The sequence below is a fragment of the Bartonella sp. AC158YNML genome (assembly GCF_042196725.1).
In the GTDB taxonomy this organism is placed as follows: Bacteria; Pseudomonadota; Alphaproteobacteria; order Rhizobiales; family Rhizobiaceae; genus Bartonella.
Window position 1 is genome coordinate 56,467 of record NZ_JBHIQU010000008.1, and the last position, 16,282, is coordinate 72,748.

A 16,282-nucleotide genomic window follows, 5' to 3' on the forward strand; every position below is an offset into this window, starting at 1 on the left:
GTCGTAAGATGATGCATAAGAGGCATTTTTACTTCTTTTGTAACGTGTAAGAAAATTGTTTTGACTGATTTAATATAAACAGGGTTGGGATGAGAGAGTTCTTCAATATTGGGAACGCTCATTCAACATACAAAAAAATAAATTGTTTTTATAAGTCAGTATTTTGCCATATGATGCTTAAAGTATCATCAAGCCATTTATGGTAATTGCGTGCTTCTTCGTTTGAGGCATGAACAGAGAAAATAAAACCAGGATATCCACCAAATGCTGGTGGCGGTGGTGAAATATGATCCGTTTCAAAGAAAATGATAGTTCTGCTAGTTTGTGGATGTTGTACGACCTTATCGAGACCTAAAAATCCAGAGAAGCGTCCATACCCATGAAGAGGAATAATATAATTTGCAGCCACTTTTTTAGCTGGGAGGACATCAGGAAGATCTAAATTTTGTTCAGCTAAAGCCGCTTTCATACAGAGTTTTGCAAATGAAATTCCTGTACCTTGTTCTACAATAAAATGGGAGACACCTGACCCACCTATACGAGCGCCGATCTCAATGATATAAGGTAAATTATTAGCATCTAGGCGTAGCTCTACATGGGCAGCCCCCATATTTATACCAAGAGCTTTGACTCCAGAGCATGCAGCCTCACATAAAGCAATAATTAAAGGATCATCTATATCACAGCGTTGACGATAAATTGTTTCTTCAAACCATGGTCCTTCAGGTTGTCCTTTGTCGCCAACGGCTAAAACATGCACACCTGTTGTATCAACAAAACATTCTACGACAAATTCTTTTCCTGGCAAATATTGTTCTACAATTAAACCTACAGGTTTATTTTTATCATTAAAACGTGCCATATCTTTATGCTGAATATTCCATACAGCTTTGATGAGCTTAGAAAATTCTTCAGGATTTTTAGCTAACATGACGCCTGTACTCGCCCATCCAGAGACGGGTTTAATAACGAGCGGATAGTCTAAGGTTTGTGTTTGTGATAGGTCTTCTGGATTATCTATATACAGAAATTTTGGTGTTCTTAAGCCTGCTTTAGCAAAAGCTTGACGCATGAGATATTTGTTTCTGGTTAATGCTGCTACTTCTGGTTCAATACTTGGAGTATTGATTTTTTTTGCAGCCAAAGCTGTCCATAGAATGGCTTCTTCGCGAAGGGTCATAATCCCAGCGATATTGCGTTCTTTTACGCCTGCTGCAAAAGCGTCTAGAGCTGCCTCTGGCTTATCAAAAACAGGAAGTTTCCAAGTTTCACTGACTGCTGCGAGGTGTTGAATAGGGGCGTTTTCAGCGGTATCATAGATCATTACTAATTCGATATTAGCTGCTTGTGCTGCTTCAAATATAAACGGGAGCTTTGTATTGCGCTGGCAAACTAACGCGAGTTTTTTCATTTTGTTTCCTTATTAAATTTGGAATTTTTGGCACGACGTTTCTGTTGCCATCCAGATACCTTTGATGCATCTATAAATAAGAATGTCATTCCTATAACAGCCATCATCATAGCAATTATTTTGATAATGTTGAGAGAAGGGCTCGAGCCGATTATCCATTCACATGTAACCACTGCAAAAGGGGATAATACGCCAATAGTGTTGGCGTATAATACACCTCCCTCAGCTAAAACTTTTTGGTACAAAACGTAAACTGGTGCCGAGCAAATAGTTCCTAAAATCAATATCTTAAATACATCTTCTAACTTAAGATATAAGAGTGGGGCAGGATCAAAAATGAATAATGGCATAAATGATGCGGCAGAAATTGTTGTAATCCAAGCCAGTGAGGTGAGCAAAGGTAAATGTTTAAGATAACGTTTAGACAATAAGCCATAAGCAGAGTAAGAAAGTGCTGCTGTTAAGGCAAGACCTACTCCTATCAGGTTATAATATCCACCTTCTCCACTGTTTATATTGAATGCTACAGCTGCTACACTGACAATTATCACTCCACTAAGCTTCAGCCATGAGAATTTAAGGACATTTGTCAATGCACCTAATATATAAGTAATCCCTGGAATAGTAGCAAGCACCATGGTTAAATCACTAGCTTTGAGTGATTTTAATGCACCAAAACTGCATACAAAATACAGCGAGAATCCTAACACTGAGAGAATAAAAAAAGCAGGTATCATGGAAAGCAATGGTAGGGATCTGAAAACGGCTTTCTCACGAAATAGTGCAATTAACCATAAGGCGGCAGCGGTGGCAAACAACCTAAGTCCAACCGCATGCATGACGGGTATATTGCTAACCAAATTCTTAGATAATAACCAACTTATGGAAAACAATGCTAGAATAGCAAAGGTAAATAGGAATAACCGTCCTTTTAAGAAACTCAATGATTTAATCCCCCAATAATGTACTGTGCATAAGATGATGTTGAAAAGTTAAATCGTGACTTTGAGGTCTGTGGTTTTCCAAGATTATCTTGGATATAATCCTTAGCTCCTGCCAAATAAGCATCATCATCTAATGCTTCAAGTGCTTTATAGCTGCAATCATCAATGCTATTACTTGTTTGAGATGCTCCAAATTAAAGATACCTCCTTGATCCGTTTCAATCAATGCTTTGTTTCACATCAATATTTCAAAAAGCAAGATCCCTGTACCAGCATCGAATGTCATATGCTGATCAGAATCTTTTGGATAACGAAATATGCGTTCTAAGAGGATAAATTCAGTTATTTCTTTCCAAAACTTTGAACAGTCTTCTAGCATAATACGCACTGTAACTAAGTTAACTTTAATTTCTTCTAGAAGATCTGTAAACCAATTTAATTTTATATACAGATTCTTATTTAATGGTTGCGGTCCAGTATGATGTGCATAGTCATGATAATACCCCCATAAACAGTGAACATCGTAAATGTCTTCTTTAGATAAGTTACGACTATGCAATTGACTGAACAGGAATTTACTATCTCGACCGAGTAAATTTTCAGCTTTCACAATTGTTTGCTTGTTGTAAATATCAAAGAGTTTGCTGAACAAACAAAGCAAATGCTTGTTTGTCAATTTTTTTAGCAGTTGCACAGATTTTGGGAATAAAACAATGTAATTGCCTTCTAAAAAACCTTTTGATGCTCTTCCCATTTTTATACATTGAAAAGGTGATACATAATCCTTTGTATATTTTGAGGCGTCGGCAAGATAGTCCGTTTCATGACGATATCCTGTCTAATTCCAGTCGGAATCCTTCTGGATCGGGACCATTTGTTGCACGCATTGGAGCCAAGAAAAATAGGGGAGCATCTGGTAATGGCGCTTTGAAAGCAGTCAAGGTGTTATCAAGTTTAGGAGGGGTAGTTAAACCGCTGAGCATTCACTGATGAAGATCATCAGAAGTGGTCACCAAAAGTTCCGGAGATAATCCGTCAATTATATCTGCATGATGATTGAGTAGAGTGATCAATTCATTAATCATATTACTATCTGCCGAAGTTGGTTCCTTAATGCTCCCATCTCGTTCTTGACGCATACGGAATTTGTCAACCAAGTTAACAATAGAAAGAGGAGCTTCAGATTGTTTTATAATGAGCTGACTTTAGCGAATGGAGCAAGAAAGCCATTGACACTTGTCCAAAATTTTTCATAATATTCAGCTTATAACGGTTTGCTGCAACCGATGTTGTGATACTAGCATCGGCTTTTTTAGCCTTACAAAGAACGGCTGCATCAGCATGGCTGTTGGCAAATATTTTGTCATATTGAGGAGCCACTAGAGATTGCGGAGTAGGATGAGTCGCTACGATTTTAATTTCATCAGCCTTATTGTGTTTAGCTAAAACCATAGAATGGGTAGGCATGAAAAGCTATTAAATAATTGCATGTCACCTAAACGGGTGAATATAAATGTATGCAAGTCGGGGTAAGCCGCACAGCTTAGGAGATAACCATCCTTTTTCTGAGCGAGTTCATCAAAGGCTTCTTCAAGAGTTGCGTATAAGATAATACGCGATTCTGAATCAGAGGAAAAAATATTTTGATTATGATTGTCAAGCCACTATTAAGCCACAGTTGCACAGTTAGTTTCTGCAGGGCCAAGTGTATTAAAGTATTATTTTCAGGTTTCACGACCTCTACACTCTATAATTATACAATTAAATTTAAGCTAGTGCAGTATGTGAAGTATATTAAGAAAAATAAGTTAAATAATTTAGTGCTTTAGAAAACATATGTATAGGTAAAAGAAAATTTACGATTATAATTTTGTCTTGTCATTGCCCTATTGCCATAAAATATCGTTATTTAGGGGAGTTATTAGGGAGAAAAGATTCTATGCAGGGGGTGTTTATTGGATATGTTAGAGAATTATTGGAATGGTGAAGCAAAAGTTGATGATGTGTAAAGCACACTGTTCTTTTGGGGATAATAAGCTTTTTTCTACTTTAAAATTTTGCAAAAAGTATTTTTTAGCTGTTCGTATCGAGTGCACTATTGTAGGTGGATAACGAACAGAATGTTAAAACACGATTGCTTTTACCATCTCATTCAATATATTTAACTTTTTAATTAAAATAATATTTTTAAAAAATATTCTACAGTTGTAACTGTATTGAATATAGGAAAAGGTATCACCATTGGCTTGTTTGTGAAAGAAAGATGAAATATGATTCTTAAATTAGAGTGAGGTTGGCAAGAATCTTTTTCCTTCTTTGAGGTGTGGGAAGGGTGGATTAAATCTTATTAAAATATATAAAACTTAGAAAAAATAGTCTCTTTCTTAAAAAGATCAGAGGTAAACAATATGCGTGAGATTTTGGATCATTTTGATATGCCATTGAATAAAAAGATTTCTGTTCAACAGACTCAAAATCTTTCATGCCAATCACACCCAAAACGATTTTATAAACAAGTGAAAATTGCTTGTGAGGAAAGAGGTTTTACTATCTTATTAGATGAACGTTCTGTTAAAACGCCCGCAAGGCGTCATTTTTATGTGCCAACGCAAGTGTTTGCTGAATTCGTTGCTCAGGAATTTGAGAGCCAAAAGCACGTTGTTGATCCTGCAAAAATGCCGATGACGCGTTTGGTTAACACAGTTATTGATGGTATCGCTGATGATATGCAGGCTGTGTTTGAAGATTTATTGCGTTTCGTTGCATGTGATATGATCTTTTATCGTGCGCAGACACCTAAAGAGCTGGTGCAAAAACAATCTAAACAGTGGGATCCTTTATTAGATTGGGCAGAAGAAAAATTGGGGGCGCGATTTTATTTGACAGAAGGGCTAATGCATGTGGAACAATCACCAGAAGCACTTCAAGCAGTCAGTAATTATTTACGTAGAGTTGAATCTCCTTATATGCTTGCTGCACTTCATATGATGACGACCTTAACGGGATCTGCTCTCATTGCTCTTGCGGTTGCTGCGGGAAAGATTGATGCTGATCATGCATGGTCTATTGCCCATTTAGATGAAGATTGGATGATGGAACAATGGGGAAGGGATAAAGAAACAATAGCACGCCGTACTCATAAAAAAGTTGAATTTAATGCTGCGGTTACAATTGCTACAGTATGTTTATAAGATTTCTTTGTTTCCGTGGGCTTTTTAAAGAAACATCTCTCAAAGAGTACCCAAGCCCATTTCACGGTGACAACCATGAATGGTATAACGATAAAGCCATTGAACACCACCATCTTTACGCTTGTGAAGAAGCAAGCCAGTACCATCATACACTTTACCAGCTCGTAGGTGTTGCGAACAGTCCTTGGTATTTGAGAGGGTTCATAAGAGGCATTTTTAGTTCTTTCTTGTACAGTTTTTACTCATATGCTAGCCCCGTTTTTGACGCACAAGGAAATGGTCTTTATTGATTCAATATACACAGATTTGAAATGAGAGAATTTTACGATATTTAGCTTTCTAATTCATTTATAAATCAATGTGTTGTTTTTGCTGTTACATTATTTTTGTGATTTTGAGAGGATTGATTTTTACTTTTTCAAGTCCAGGAAATATTTCATTGGTTATGTTTAAGATTGCTTCGTCATTACCACGGATAAAATACCATTCATTATCGTGAAGGAGGGCAATAATTTCAGTTTGAATAGAGCATTTTTTTCCAGCATTTGTTGCGGTTACAAGCTCCACGGGTATAACAAAATAAGGAATGCCATTATCAAGTGTCCCTTCACGTTTTTGTTTTTGATCAATGTTGATTGTTTCAATCTTGTAACTTTCTGCCAACCGTTCTATTTGGCTTTTCATAATTTGTAGAAATTGTGATTGATTAAGATTTTTTTTGGCGGTTAAGCGGTTGATGATTTGGGGAGGAATAGCATTTAAGATGGCATTTGCATCGGCATTTTTAAGTGCTTTACTATAAGCAGATGTTGCTTTCTCAAGAGTTGTAAGCTTTTGGTTGGTTATTGTATGTGCTTTAGTTGTTGATGTGATAAAGACAATGCATAAAAGAACGGGAACAAGAAAACAAATTCGCGGCATTAGAAACCTTTGTTAATTCATTTGAAGAGATTCAACGCATTATAAAGGAAAAGCGGATGAGCAAAAAGCCTCTTGCGCTTTTGCATGAGACGAATATCCACAAAAATGGAGGCTTTTGCCTCCATTTTTAAAATCAAAAGAATGCGTATTAATTGTTTAAACAGAATAGTACATATCAAATTCAACAGGATGGGGTGTTGTTTCGTAACGCAAGACTTCTTGCATCTTTACTTGAATGAAGGAATTAATCTGATCATCATCAAAAACGTCGCCAGCTTTAAGAAAGCCACGATCTTTGTCAAGTGCTTCAAGCGCTTCACGCAGGCTTCCTGAAACAGTAGGGATTTCTTTAAGTTCCTTTAAGGGAAGATCATAAAGATCTTTATCCATAGCATGTCCGGGATGAATTTTGTTTTTGATACCGTCAAGACCAGCCATTAAAAGGGCTGCAAATGCCAAATAGGGATTTGCTGTTGGGTCTGGAAAACGAACTTCTACGCGTTTTGAATTTGGTGAGGAGCTCATTGGAATACGGCAAGATGCAGAACGATTACGTGCTGAATAGGCAAGAAGAACAGGAGCTTCATAACCAGGAACCAAACGTTTATAGGAGTTTGTGGATGGGTTGGTAAAAGCATTTATTGCTTTTGCGTGCTTAATAACACCACCGATAAAAAACAGACAGGTTTCTGATAGTCCAGCATATTCATTTCCTGCAAAAATGGGTTTGCCATCTTTCCAAATGGAAATGTGGACATGCATTCCAGAGCCGTTATCACCAAAAACTGGTTTTGGCATGAAGGTTGCTGTTTTCCCATAACTGTTTGCTATTTGATGTACAACATATTTAAAAATTTGCATCTTGTCAGCCTCGCGAACAAGTGTATCAAAACGAATACCCAATTCATGTTGGCCCGCTGCTACTTCGTGATGGTGTTTTTCGACCTGTACACCCATATCTTTGAGTGCTGTGAGCATTTCAGAACGCATATCTTGGCAAGAATCAATTGGCGGAACAGGAAGGTAGCCTCCCTTTATTCGTGGGCGATGCCCTAGATTTCCTGTTTCATATTCCGTATCATCATTGGAGGGAAGTTCACTTGAATCGAGTTTAAACCCTGTGTTGTAAGGGTCCGTTTTATAGCGCACATCATCAAAGATAAAAAACTCTGCTTCTGGACCCACATTGATTGTATCTCCAATGTTTAAAGATTTCATATAAACCTCAGCCCTTTTGGCGATAGAACGAGGATCTCTACGATAAAATTCACCAGAGACAGGGTCAAGTACGTCACAAAATATGACCAAAGTAGATTGAGCAAAAAAAGGATCAATATGTGCTGTTGCTGGATCTGGCATTAAAACCATGTCAGATTCATTAATTGTTTTCCAACCAGCAATTGAAGAGCCATCAAACATAACACCATCACTAAAAGTATCCTCGCTGATTTCTGCGATATCCATTGTGATGTGATGCAATTTTCCTCGTGGATCAGTAAAACGTAAATCAACAAAACGGATTTCGTTGTCTGCAATCTGTTTGATAATATCTGATGCGGTTGTCATATTCAATTTCCTTAATGTGGCGTTGAGGTGGATAAAAAGACTAATTTTTTCGTTATCTATTAAAGGGCATCGATCCCAGTTTCGTCAGTCCCTATACGAATGGCATCATCAATGGAAAAGACAAATATTTTTCCATCTCCTATATGTTTAGTTTGGGCTGCTTTACGTATTGCATCAACAGTTTGTTCCAGTTTGTCATCGGACACGACAATTTCAATTTTTACTTTAGGGAGAAAGTCAACAACATATTTCGTCCCACGATAAAGTTCTGTATGTTCCCTTTGACGACCAAAACCTTTCGCTTCTGTTACTGTAATACCATGTAACCCAATTTTTTGAAGCGCTTCTTTCACTTCATCAAGTTTGAAAGGTTTTATAATGGCTTCAATTTTTTTCATGCTGAAATTATCTCCAACGTTATTTTGTCTTTTTAGACTGCATCACATTATATTGACAACTGTAAGATGTCCAACAGATACTTTGTGCACAAAAAGTCGGAAATGATGATACTATATATTCTTGGAGAGGCGCTTCTTTTGTAAAATTAAAGTGAAATATTATTGTTTTGGAAAAAACTTATAATCCTTATAAGCGAATCAAAATAATATCATTAAGAGAGTTTGCTTCCTTTTTGGGGGATAATGCATTGACTTATAAGGATAATTAGACGTTTTCTATATGGCATGAGGAATTCTAATAGCGTAAGATTTTCTCATTTTAGATCGTCTCATCAAAGCTATATCCTTGTATATCAAGAGATATGAGTGTGTGGATAAAAACATTTGAAAAAGGAATATAAATGCTTTTTATGAAAGCTCTCGATAACCAAAGGTTATTACAATATTAGAGATTAGGGGAGAGCGCAAATATTGGAAATGAAGGTGTTAGTTTGCACTTGCTTAAAAGCACAAAGATAGTGGTGTATAATAATTAATTTACCATTCTCAGGTGATGTCGTGAACTGGATTTGGGAGTGTTGAAAAATATTTTTTAAAACAAGCGTGTGAATTGGCAACGCAAATATATTCTATTTGGGGCGTTTTGTTTTTCGTGAGGAGCGAGATCTCATTAAAGAATGCGATAAACAAAAGCGTGAAGCAATGCGCAATCTTCATTCTTTTTAAAATATTGCTGTGGATGTTTTTGAAAATCGTAAAGATGAATTAAAAGAGGAGGGTAAAGATGGAAACTGGTTTATACCCTTAAAACTTCATATCCTTTCAAAATTAGGTTGTCTTCTCGTTTCAGAGATTACACCCAATAGAGCTATGCAATATGTTTGCCGCTATTTGACAATACAAAAACTAAAATAAAACAGCTTATAAAGCGCTAAATTGTTTTTAGTCTTTGCTTCCAACATGTTGCACCACTGGAATTAGGTGTTGGTTTACAGGTAACAATAAAAGTACAGGCTTTGTTCGTATGCTGTATTTTATAAGGGGAAGCATTTTTAAGAATTGGAATTATAGAGGGATGGGCGCAGTAAAACATCTTTTAGAAATTTTCCTGTATAGGAAGCGGGAATTTTAATAATGTCTTCAGGGCGTCCAATTGCAACGATTTCTCCACCGCGATCTCCACCTTCTGGTCCTAAATCAATAATCCAGTCGGCTGTTTTTATAACATCAAGGTTATGTTCAATGACGATGACTGTGTTGCCTTGCTCGACTAGTTCGTGAAGCACTTCAAGAAGTTTGGAAATATCATGAAAATGTAAACCTGTTGTCGGTTCATCCAAAATATAGAGTGTACGTCCCGTTGTTTTACGAGAAAGTTCTTTCGCAAGTTTTACACGTTGTGCTTCCCCACCAGAAAGTGTGGTTGCTTGCTGTCCTACTTTTATGTAACCCAATCCTACTTTAATGAGAGTTTCCATTTTATTATGAATAGCGGGAATAGCTTGGAAAAATTCTTCTGCCTTTTCAATTGTCATATCCAAAATATCGGCTATAGACTGTCCTTTGAATTTTATTTCTAGTGTTTCTCGGTTATAGCGTTTTCCTTTACAGACATCGCAAGTAACATAGACATCAGGTAAAAAGTGCATTTCAATTTTAATGACTCCATCACCTTGACATGCTTCGCAGCGTCCTCCTTTAACATTAAATGAAAAACGCCCAGCTTTGTAACCGCGGGCTTTTGATTCTGGAAGATCGGCAAACCACTCACGAATCGGTGTAAAAGCACCTGTATAGGTTGCGGGATTAGAGCGTGGGGTGCGTCCAATAGGGGACTGGTTGATATCAATGACTTTATCAAGAAATTCTAGTCCTTCAATTTTGTCATAGCTGGCAGGGCTGTGATGAGAGCCCATGATATGATGTGATGCTGCTTTGAAAAGCGTTTCAATAAGAAATGTTGACTTTCCTCCTCCAGAAACACCAGTTATGCATGTGAAGGTTCCAAGAGGGATGTTTGCATTGATATTTTTGAGGTTATTGCCTTTGGCACCGATGATTTTAAGTGTTTTCGATTTTGATATTTTACGCCGTTCTGTTGGCATTCTAACAGCCATTTTTCCTGAAAGGTATTGGCCTGTGAGAGAGGCTGAATTTTCTATAATTTCCTGCGGTGTTCCTTGTGCTACGATTTTTCCACCATGAACGCCCGCGGCCGGCCCCATATCGACAACATAGTCTGCCGTGAGAATAGCATCTTCATCATGTTCAACGACAATAACTGTATTGCCAAGATTGCGCAAATGCTGCAGCATTTCCAAAAGGCGTTCATTATCGCGTTGGTGTAAACCGATAGATGGTTCATCTAAAATATAAAGAACGCCTGTAAGACCAGAACCAATTTGAGATGCTAATCGAATACGTTGGCTTTCTCCCCCTGAAAGCGTTCCTGAATTTCGAGACAAGGTAAGATATTCCAATCCTACATGATTTAAAAAAGCCAAACGTTCACGAATTTCTTTTAAAATACGTACGGCGATATTACGTTGTTTTTCTGTGAGATATTGATGAACATTGGCAAACCAATCATCTGCTTGTGAGATGGAAAGATCTGATATTTGCCCAATATGCATTCCGTTGATTTTTACAGCAAGTGCCTCTGGTTTTAAACGATAACCGTGACAAGCCGGACAGGGCGAAGAAGACATATAACGTTCGATTTCTTCTCGAGACCAAGCAGAATCGGTTTCTTTCCAGCGTCTCTCCATATTAGGGATGATTCCTTCAAAAGGTTGGGTCGTTTTATGCGAACCAGAATTATTTTTATAGATAAAAGAAATTTCATCTCTTTTTGTACCGTAAAGAATAGCCTGTTGTGCTTCATTAGAGAGTTCACACCATTGATCTGTGAGTTTGAAACCGTAAGCTTTTCCTAATGCTTCTAAGGTTTGTTTATAGTAAAGTGAATCTGATTTAGCCCAAGGGGCAATGGCGCCATTCTTGAGGGTAAGATTTTTATTGGGCACAATTTTCAGTGGATCCATTGCTTTTTTTATGCCCAGTCCATCGCAGAGAGGACAGGCGCCAAAAGGATTATTGAACGAAAAAAGGCGTGGTTCAATTTCAGGAATAGAAAAACCCGATACAGGGCAGGAAAACTTTTCTGAAAAAATGAGCCGTTTGTGTGTATCATTTTTTGATTTATGAGCAGATTCCTTTGTCGTTTCTTTTTGTGCTAAGGGTTGGTCTGCCATTTCAGCAATGGCAAGCCCATTTGCTAGCTGTAAACAGGTTTCTATACTATCAGCTAAACGAGAGGTGATATCCTTTTGTACAACAATGCGGTCTACCACGACATCGATGTCGTGTTTATATTTTTTATCAAGAGGTGGAATATCAGCGATTTCATAGAATTTTCCATCAACTTTAGCGCGTTGAAATCCTCTTTTTAAAAGTTCTGTTAGCTCTTTTTTATATTCTCCCTTTCGTCCTCGCACCAAAGGGGCCATAATAAAAATTCGCGTTCCTTCTGGTAAGGACATAATTTGATCCACCATTTGGCTTACTGTCTGGCTTTCAATAGGAAGTCCTGTCACAGGAGAATGAGGAATGCCAATACGGGCAAAGAGAAGACGCATGTAATCGTGGATTTCAGTAACGGTACCTACCGTTGAACGAGGATTGCGACTGGTTGTTTTTTGTTCAATGGAGATAGCGGGAGAGAGACCGTCTATGCGGTCGACATCGGGTTTTTGCATGACTTCCAAAAATTGGCGTGCATAGGCCGAAAGGCTTTCGACATAGCGACGTTGTCCTTCAGCGTAAATTGTATCAAACGCTAAGGATGATTTCCCTGATCCAGAAAGTCCTGTTATAACAATGAGTTTATCACGAGGCAGATCGAGATCAATATTTTTAAGGTTATGCTCACGTGCACCGCGAATGGAGATATATTTTTGATGAGTCATACTTTATCCTTGGCATATGTGGCAAAAATTGAGCACCTAAAATGGAATAAAACTGTTTTTTTAGAATTACAATGTGTTTAACTGCTTTAATGCAAAAGGAAGGTATAAGTTTTGTGAAAAAAATACAAATAAGCAGCTTTTTATTCTCTCGAGGTGGAATAAACTATGCGTTTTTATCATCTTTTGTTATAATTACACTGAATACAATATTGGTAAAGGATAGCAATACCTATATTGATGGTCAATTGCGACATGTAAATTGAAGGTCAAGATGGTTATAACTGTTATAGAACAGAGTATTTTACAAATTAAAATTTTGGAGTTTATGCGATGGCTGGTAGCCTTAATAAAGTTATTTTAATTGGTAATCTTGGTGCGGACCCTGAAATACGCCGTTTGAATTCTGGTGATCAAGTGGCAAATCTGCGTATTGCTACTTCAGAAAGTTGGCGCGATCGGAATACAAATGAGCGAAAAGAACGCACTGAGTGGCATAGTATTGTTATTTTTAATGAAAACCTTGTCAAAGTTGCAGAGCAATATTTAAAAAAGGGGAGCAAAATTTATATTGAGGGGCAGTTACAGACACGAAAATGGCAAGATCAAAATGGAAATGACCGTTATACGACAGAGGTTGTTTTGCAAAAATACCGTGGTGAATTACAAATGCTTGATGGGCGCGGAGCAGCGGGTGGAGAGCAGGGAGCAAGTCAAGGGGGGAGTTACAGTGGTGACTTTGCTAATAGTAGTTCAAATCAAAGAAATACTTTTGATCAAAATAATAACCAATTAGGAGAAAGTTTTTCACACAAATTAGATGATGATGTTCCTTTTTAAGAGGCTTTAAAGTTGCAGTATTATGATTGCTTTATGGTTTGTTTGTTTTAGATTTTTGAAGTTTAGCAAAGTGAAAGTTGTTAATTATTATTGGTAATTTAAAATATAAATTAATAACATCTTGAAAAATATTGTTAAATTTCTTTTTTGTTATGGGAGAGAAATTAGCATTTTTGTGTATTTTTCGATATAAACCGATATAAATAAAGTGAAATGATTCTTTTTTGAAAGTTTTTAAATTGTGACCGATCTTACTCCACACTCAGAACGTGATGTGCTGACCGGTATTGAACCAATCAGTATTATTGATGAAATGCAACGCTCCTATCTCGATTATGCGATGAGCGTGATTGTTTCGCGTGCACTCCCTGATGTCCGTGATGGTCTTAAGCCTGTTCATCGACGTATCCTTCATGCTATGAATGAGATGGGGCTTTCTTTCAATAAGTCGTATCGTAAATCTGCTGGTGTTGTTGGTGAGGTTATGGGAAAATTCCATCCTCATGGTGATGCTTCAATTTATGATGCTTTGGTGCGTATGGCGCAGGACTTCTCTTTGAGAAATCCATTGATTGATGGTCAGGGGAATTTTGGTTCCGTTGATGGTGATCCACCTGCAGCTATGCGCTATACTGAGTGTCGTTTAGAAAAAGTTTCAGAAGAACTTTTAGCTGATATTGATAAAGATACTGTTGATTTTCAGGATAATTACGATGGGCGTGAGCGTGAACCGGTTGTCTTGCCAGCACGTTTTCCCAATCTTTTGGTTAATGGGTCAGGGGGAATTGCTGTAGGAATGGCAACCAATATTCCTCCCCATAATCTTGGTGAAGTCGTTGATGGTTGTATCGCTTTGATTGATAATCCTGATATCACACTCGATAAAATAATTGAAATTATTCCTGGTCCGGATTTTCCTACAGGGGGTATTATCCTTGGCCACTCTGGTGTCCGTTCAGCTTATGAAACAGGGCGGGGTTCAATTATTATGCGTGCTAAAGTTGATATTGAAGAAATTCGTAGTGGTCGGCAGGCAATTATTGTGAGTGAGATCCCTTATCAAGTTAATAAGGCCACAATGATTGAGAAAATGGCCGAATTGGTGCGCGATAAACGCATTGAGGGAATCTCTGATTTACGTGACGAATCGGATCGTGATGGATATCGCGTTGTTATTGAGTTGAAAAAAGATGTTGTTGCGGAAGTTGTTTTAAACCAATTATATCGTTATACGCCGCTGCAAACTTCCTTTGGTTGTAATATGGTTGCGTTGAATGGGGGAAAACCCGAACAAATGACATTGCTTGATATGCTTCGTGCATTTGTTTCTTTTCGGGAAGAAGTTGTCAGTCGGCGAACAAAATATCTTTTGCGTAAAGCGCGTGAGCGGGCCCATGTTTTGGTTGGTCTTGCCCTTGCAGTTGCCAATATTGATGAAATTATAGCGCTTATTCGCAAAGCTCCTGATCCACAGACAGCACGTACACAATTAATGGAACGATGCTGGCCAGCGATGGATGTCGCGCCTTTGATTAAACTTATTGATGATCCTCGTCATATTATCCACGAGGATGGTACTTATAATCTCTCTGAAGAACAGGCACGTGCTATTTTAGAATTGCGTTTGCAACGATTGACAGCCCTTGGACGTGATGAAATCGCTGATGAATTGAATAAAATTGGTGTGGATATTGCTGATTATCTTGATATCTTAGCATCGCGCGTACGCATTATGGGTATTGTTAAGGACGAGTTGAGTGCTCTGCGTGAGGAATTTGCAACACCGCGACGTACCGTATTTGGTTTTGGTAGCGCTGAGATGGAGAGTGAAGATCTGATCGCGCCAGAGGATATGGTCGTAACGGTGAGCCATAGTGGCTATATTAAGCGCGTACCTCTTAATACCTATCGTGCGCAACGTCGTGGTGGTAAAGGGCGTTCTGGTATGTCCACGAAGGATGAGGATTTTGTAACACGGTTGTTTGTCGCCAATACGCATACTCCGGTTCTTTTCTTTTCATCACGTGGGATTGTTTATAAGGAGAAAGTTTGGCGTTTACCGCTAGGTACACCGCAATCACGTGGGCGGGCTTTGATCAATATGCTTCCCTTACAACAAGGTGAACGCATTACGACAATTATGCCTTTGCCTGAAGATGAAGCAAGCTGGAGCGCATTGGATGTCATGTTTGCGACAACACGTGGAACTGTGCGTCGTAATAAGTTGTCAGATTTTGTTCAGGTTAACCGTAATGGTAAAATTGCAATGAAACTTGATGAGGAAGATGAAATTCTTTCTGTCGAAACTTGTACAGAACATCACGATGTCGTTCTAACAACAGCGAATGGACAGTGTATCCGTTTTCCAGTTGTTGATGTGCGTGTCTTTGCGGGGCGTAATTCTGTGGGAGTTCGTGGTATCAATTTGGCTAAAGGCGATAAAGTCATTTCAATGACAATTTTAGAGCATGTCGAGGCAACGTCCATTGAACGTTCTGCTTATATTAAACGTGTCATGAATGAGCGGCGTGCTGCTGGTGCAGATGCTGATGTTGAAGATATTGTCATTCTGGATGATGAAGATGGGGGTGTTGAAACAGAGTTAACAGATGAACGTTATGCAGAACTTCATGCACGTGAACAAATGCTTTTAACAGTGAGTGAATTTGGTTATGGTAAACGTTCTTCTTCCTATGAGTTCCGGATTTCGGGGCGTGGTGGAAAAGGGATTCGTGCAACAGATCCATCTAAAACAGCTGAAATTGGTAAATTAGTAGCGGCTTTTCCGGTGAAGGCGCAAGACCAAATTATGTTGGTGTCAGATGGGGGGCAGCTTATTCGTGTCCCTGTTGAGGGAATTCGTACTGCTGGGCGCTCAACTAAGGGAGTCACAATTTTTAATACAGCCAAAGGTGAAAGAGTCGTATCGGTTGAACGTATTTCTGAGCCTGAAGATGATACGAGTTCATTGGATGATGAAGGTGAGAAGCATTCTGATACGATTGATATGAGTGAAGAAAAGTAATTTTTAAGAGGAAGGAGTAAA

At 38.2% G+C, this 16,282-nt stretch carries 13 protein-coding genes; 4 read left to right on the forward strand and 9 right to left on the reverse strand.

Translation table 11 applies throughout. The features are described 5' to 3' along the window. Positions 1 to 148: 148 nt before the first annotated feature. The 3 genes from ACFIM1_RS05960 to ACFIM1_RS05970 all read right to left on the reverse strand — a co-directional run bounded on the left by ACFIM1_RS05960 (position 149) and on the right by ACFIM1_RS05970 (position 3,109). Positions 149 to 1,411 carry an acetyl-CoA carboxylase biotin carboxylase subunit family protein gene (locus ACFIM1_RS05960; RefSeq protein WP_375694502.1) on the reverse strand — a complete coding sequence of 421 codons (1,263 nt, stop codon included), beginning with the start codon at positions 1,409 to 1,411 and terminating at the stop codon, positions 149 to 151. After that, positions 1,408 to 2,355 carry a DMT family transporter gene (locus tag ACFIM1_RS05965; protein WP_375694504.1) on the reverse strand — a complete coding sequence of 316 codons (948 nt, stop codon included), beginning with the start codon at positions 2,353 to 2,355 and terminating at the stop codon, positions 1,408 to 1,410. The genes ACFIM1_RS05960 and ACFIM1_RS05965 overlap by 4 nt, the downstream gene beginning before the upstream one ends. 235 nt (positions 2,356 to 2,590) lie before the next feature. Beyond that, complete coding sequence (locus ACFIM1_RS05970; protein ID WP_375609459.1) at positions 2,591 to 3,109, reverse strand: hypothetical protein; 519 nt, start codon at positions 3,107 to 3,109, stop codon at positions 2,591 to 2,593. A 32-nt stretch (positions 3,110 to 3,141) separates the two neighbouring features. On the opposite strand from ACFIM1_RS05970, the gene ACFIM1_RS05975 reads away from it, so the two are divergent. Next, a complete protein-coding gene (locus tag ACFIM1_RS05975; protein WP_375609460.1) occupies positions 3,142 to 3,345 on the forward strand; it encodes a hypothetical protein in 204 nt (67 codons plus the stop codon). On the opposite strand, the gene ACFIM1_RS05980 is transcribed toward ACFIM1_RS05975, so the two are convergent. Further along, entirely contained in the window at positions 3,339 to 3,494 is a 156-nt protein-coding gene (locus ACFIM1_RS05980; protein ID WP_375608388.1) for a hypothetical protein, read from the reverse strand. The genes ACFIM1_RS05975 and ACFIM1_RS05980 overlap by 7 nt on opposite strands. Positions 3,495 to 3,534: 40 nt before the next feature. Next, complete coding sequence (locus ACFIM1_RS05985; RefSeq protein ID WP_375694506.1) at positions 3,535 to 3,822, reverse strand: hypothetical protein; 288 nt, start codon at positions 3,820 to 3,822, stop codon at positions 3,535 to 3,537. Positions 3,823 to 4,763: 941 nt separating this feature from the next. On the opposite strand from ACFIM1_RS05985, the gene ACFIM1_RS05990 reads away from it, so the two are divergent. Beyond that, positions 4,764 to 5,546, forward strand: a complete 783-nt coding sequence (locus ACFIM1_RS05990) for an ATP12 family chaperone protein (RefSeq protein ID WP_375694508.1) — start codon at positions 4,764 to 4,766, stop codon at positions 5,544 to 5,546. A 375-nt stretch (positions 5,547 to 5,921) separates the two neighbouring features. Here the strand turns inward: ACFIM1_RS05990 and ACFIM1_RS05995 are convergent, their stop codons facing one another. The 4 genes from ACFIM1_RS05995 to uvrA all read right to left on the reverse strand — a co-directional run bounded on the left by ACFIM1_RS05995 (position 5,922) and on the right by uvrA (position 12,399). Continuing rightward, on the reverse strand, positions 5,922 to 6,467 hold the full coding sequence (locus ACFIM1_RS05995) for a hypothetical protein (protein WP_375606673.1): 546 nt from the start codon (positions 6,465 to 6,467) through the stop codon (positions 5,922 to 5,924). A gap of 156 nt (positions 6,468 to 6,623) precedes the next feature. Beyond that, positions 6,624 to 8,033, reverse strand: coding sequence for a type I glutamate--ammonia ligase (gene glnA, locus ACFIM1_RS06000; RefSeq protein WP_375606672.1), 1,410 nt, complete (start codon positions 8,031 to 8,033; stop codon positions 6,624 to 6,626). A gap of 59 nt (positions 8,034 to 8,092) precedes the next feature. Next, entirely contained in the window at positions 8,093 to 8,431 is a 339-nt protein-coding gene (locus ACFIM1_RS06005; RefSeq protein WP_375606671.1) for a P-II family nitrogen regulator, read from the reverse strand. Between the two features lie 1,052 nt (positions 8,432 to 9,483). Further along, positions 9,484 to 12,399, reverse strand: a complete 2,916-nt coding sequence (gene uvrA / locus ACFIM1_RS06010) for an excinuclease ABC subunit UvrA (protein ID WP_375694509.1) — start codon at positions 12,397 to 12,399, stop codon at positions 9,484 to 9,486. A gap of 330 nt (positions 12,400 to 12,729) precedes the next feature. On the opposite strand from uvrA, the gene ssb reads away from it, so the two are divergent. Together ssb and gyrA are read left to right on the forward strand one after the other, a co-directional pair. Next, the gene (gene ssb / locus ACFIM1_RS06015) at positions 12,730 to 13,236 is read left to right on the forward strand and encodes a single-stranded DNA-binding protein (protein WP_375609463.1); all 507 of its coding nucleotides are present in this window, start codon (positions 12,730 to 12,732) and stop codon (positions 13,234 to 13,236) included. A 241-nt stretch (positions 13,237 to 13,477) separates the two neighbouring features. Further along, positions 13,478 to 16,261, forward strand: coding sequence for a DNA gyrase subunit A (gene gyrA, locus ACFIM1_RS06020; RefSeq protein ID WP_375609464.1), 2,784 nt, complete (start codon positions 13,478 to 13,480; stop codon positions 16,259 to 16,261). Positions 16,262 to 16,282: the final 21 nt, after the last annotated feature.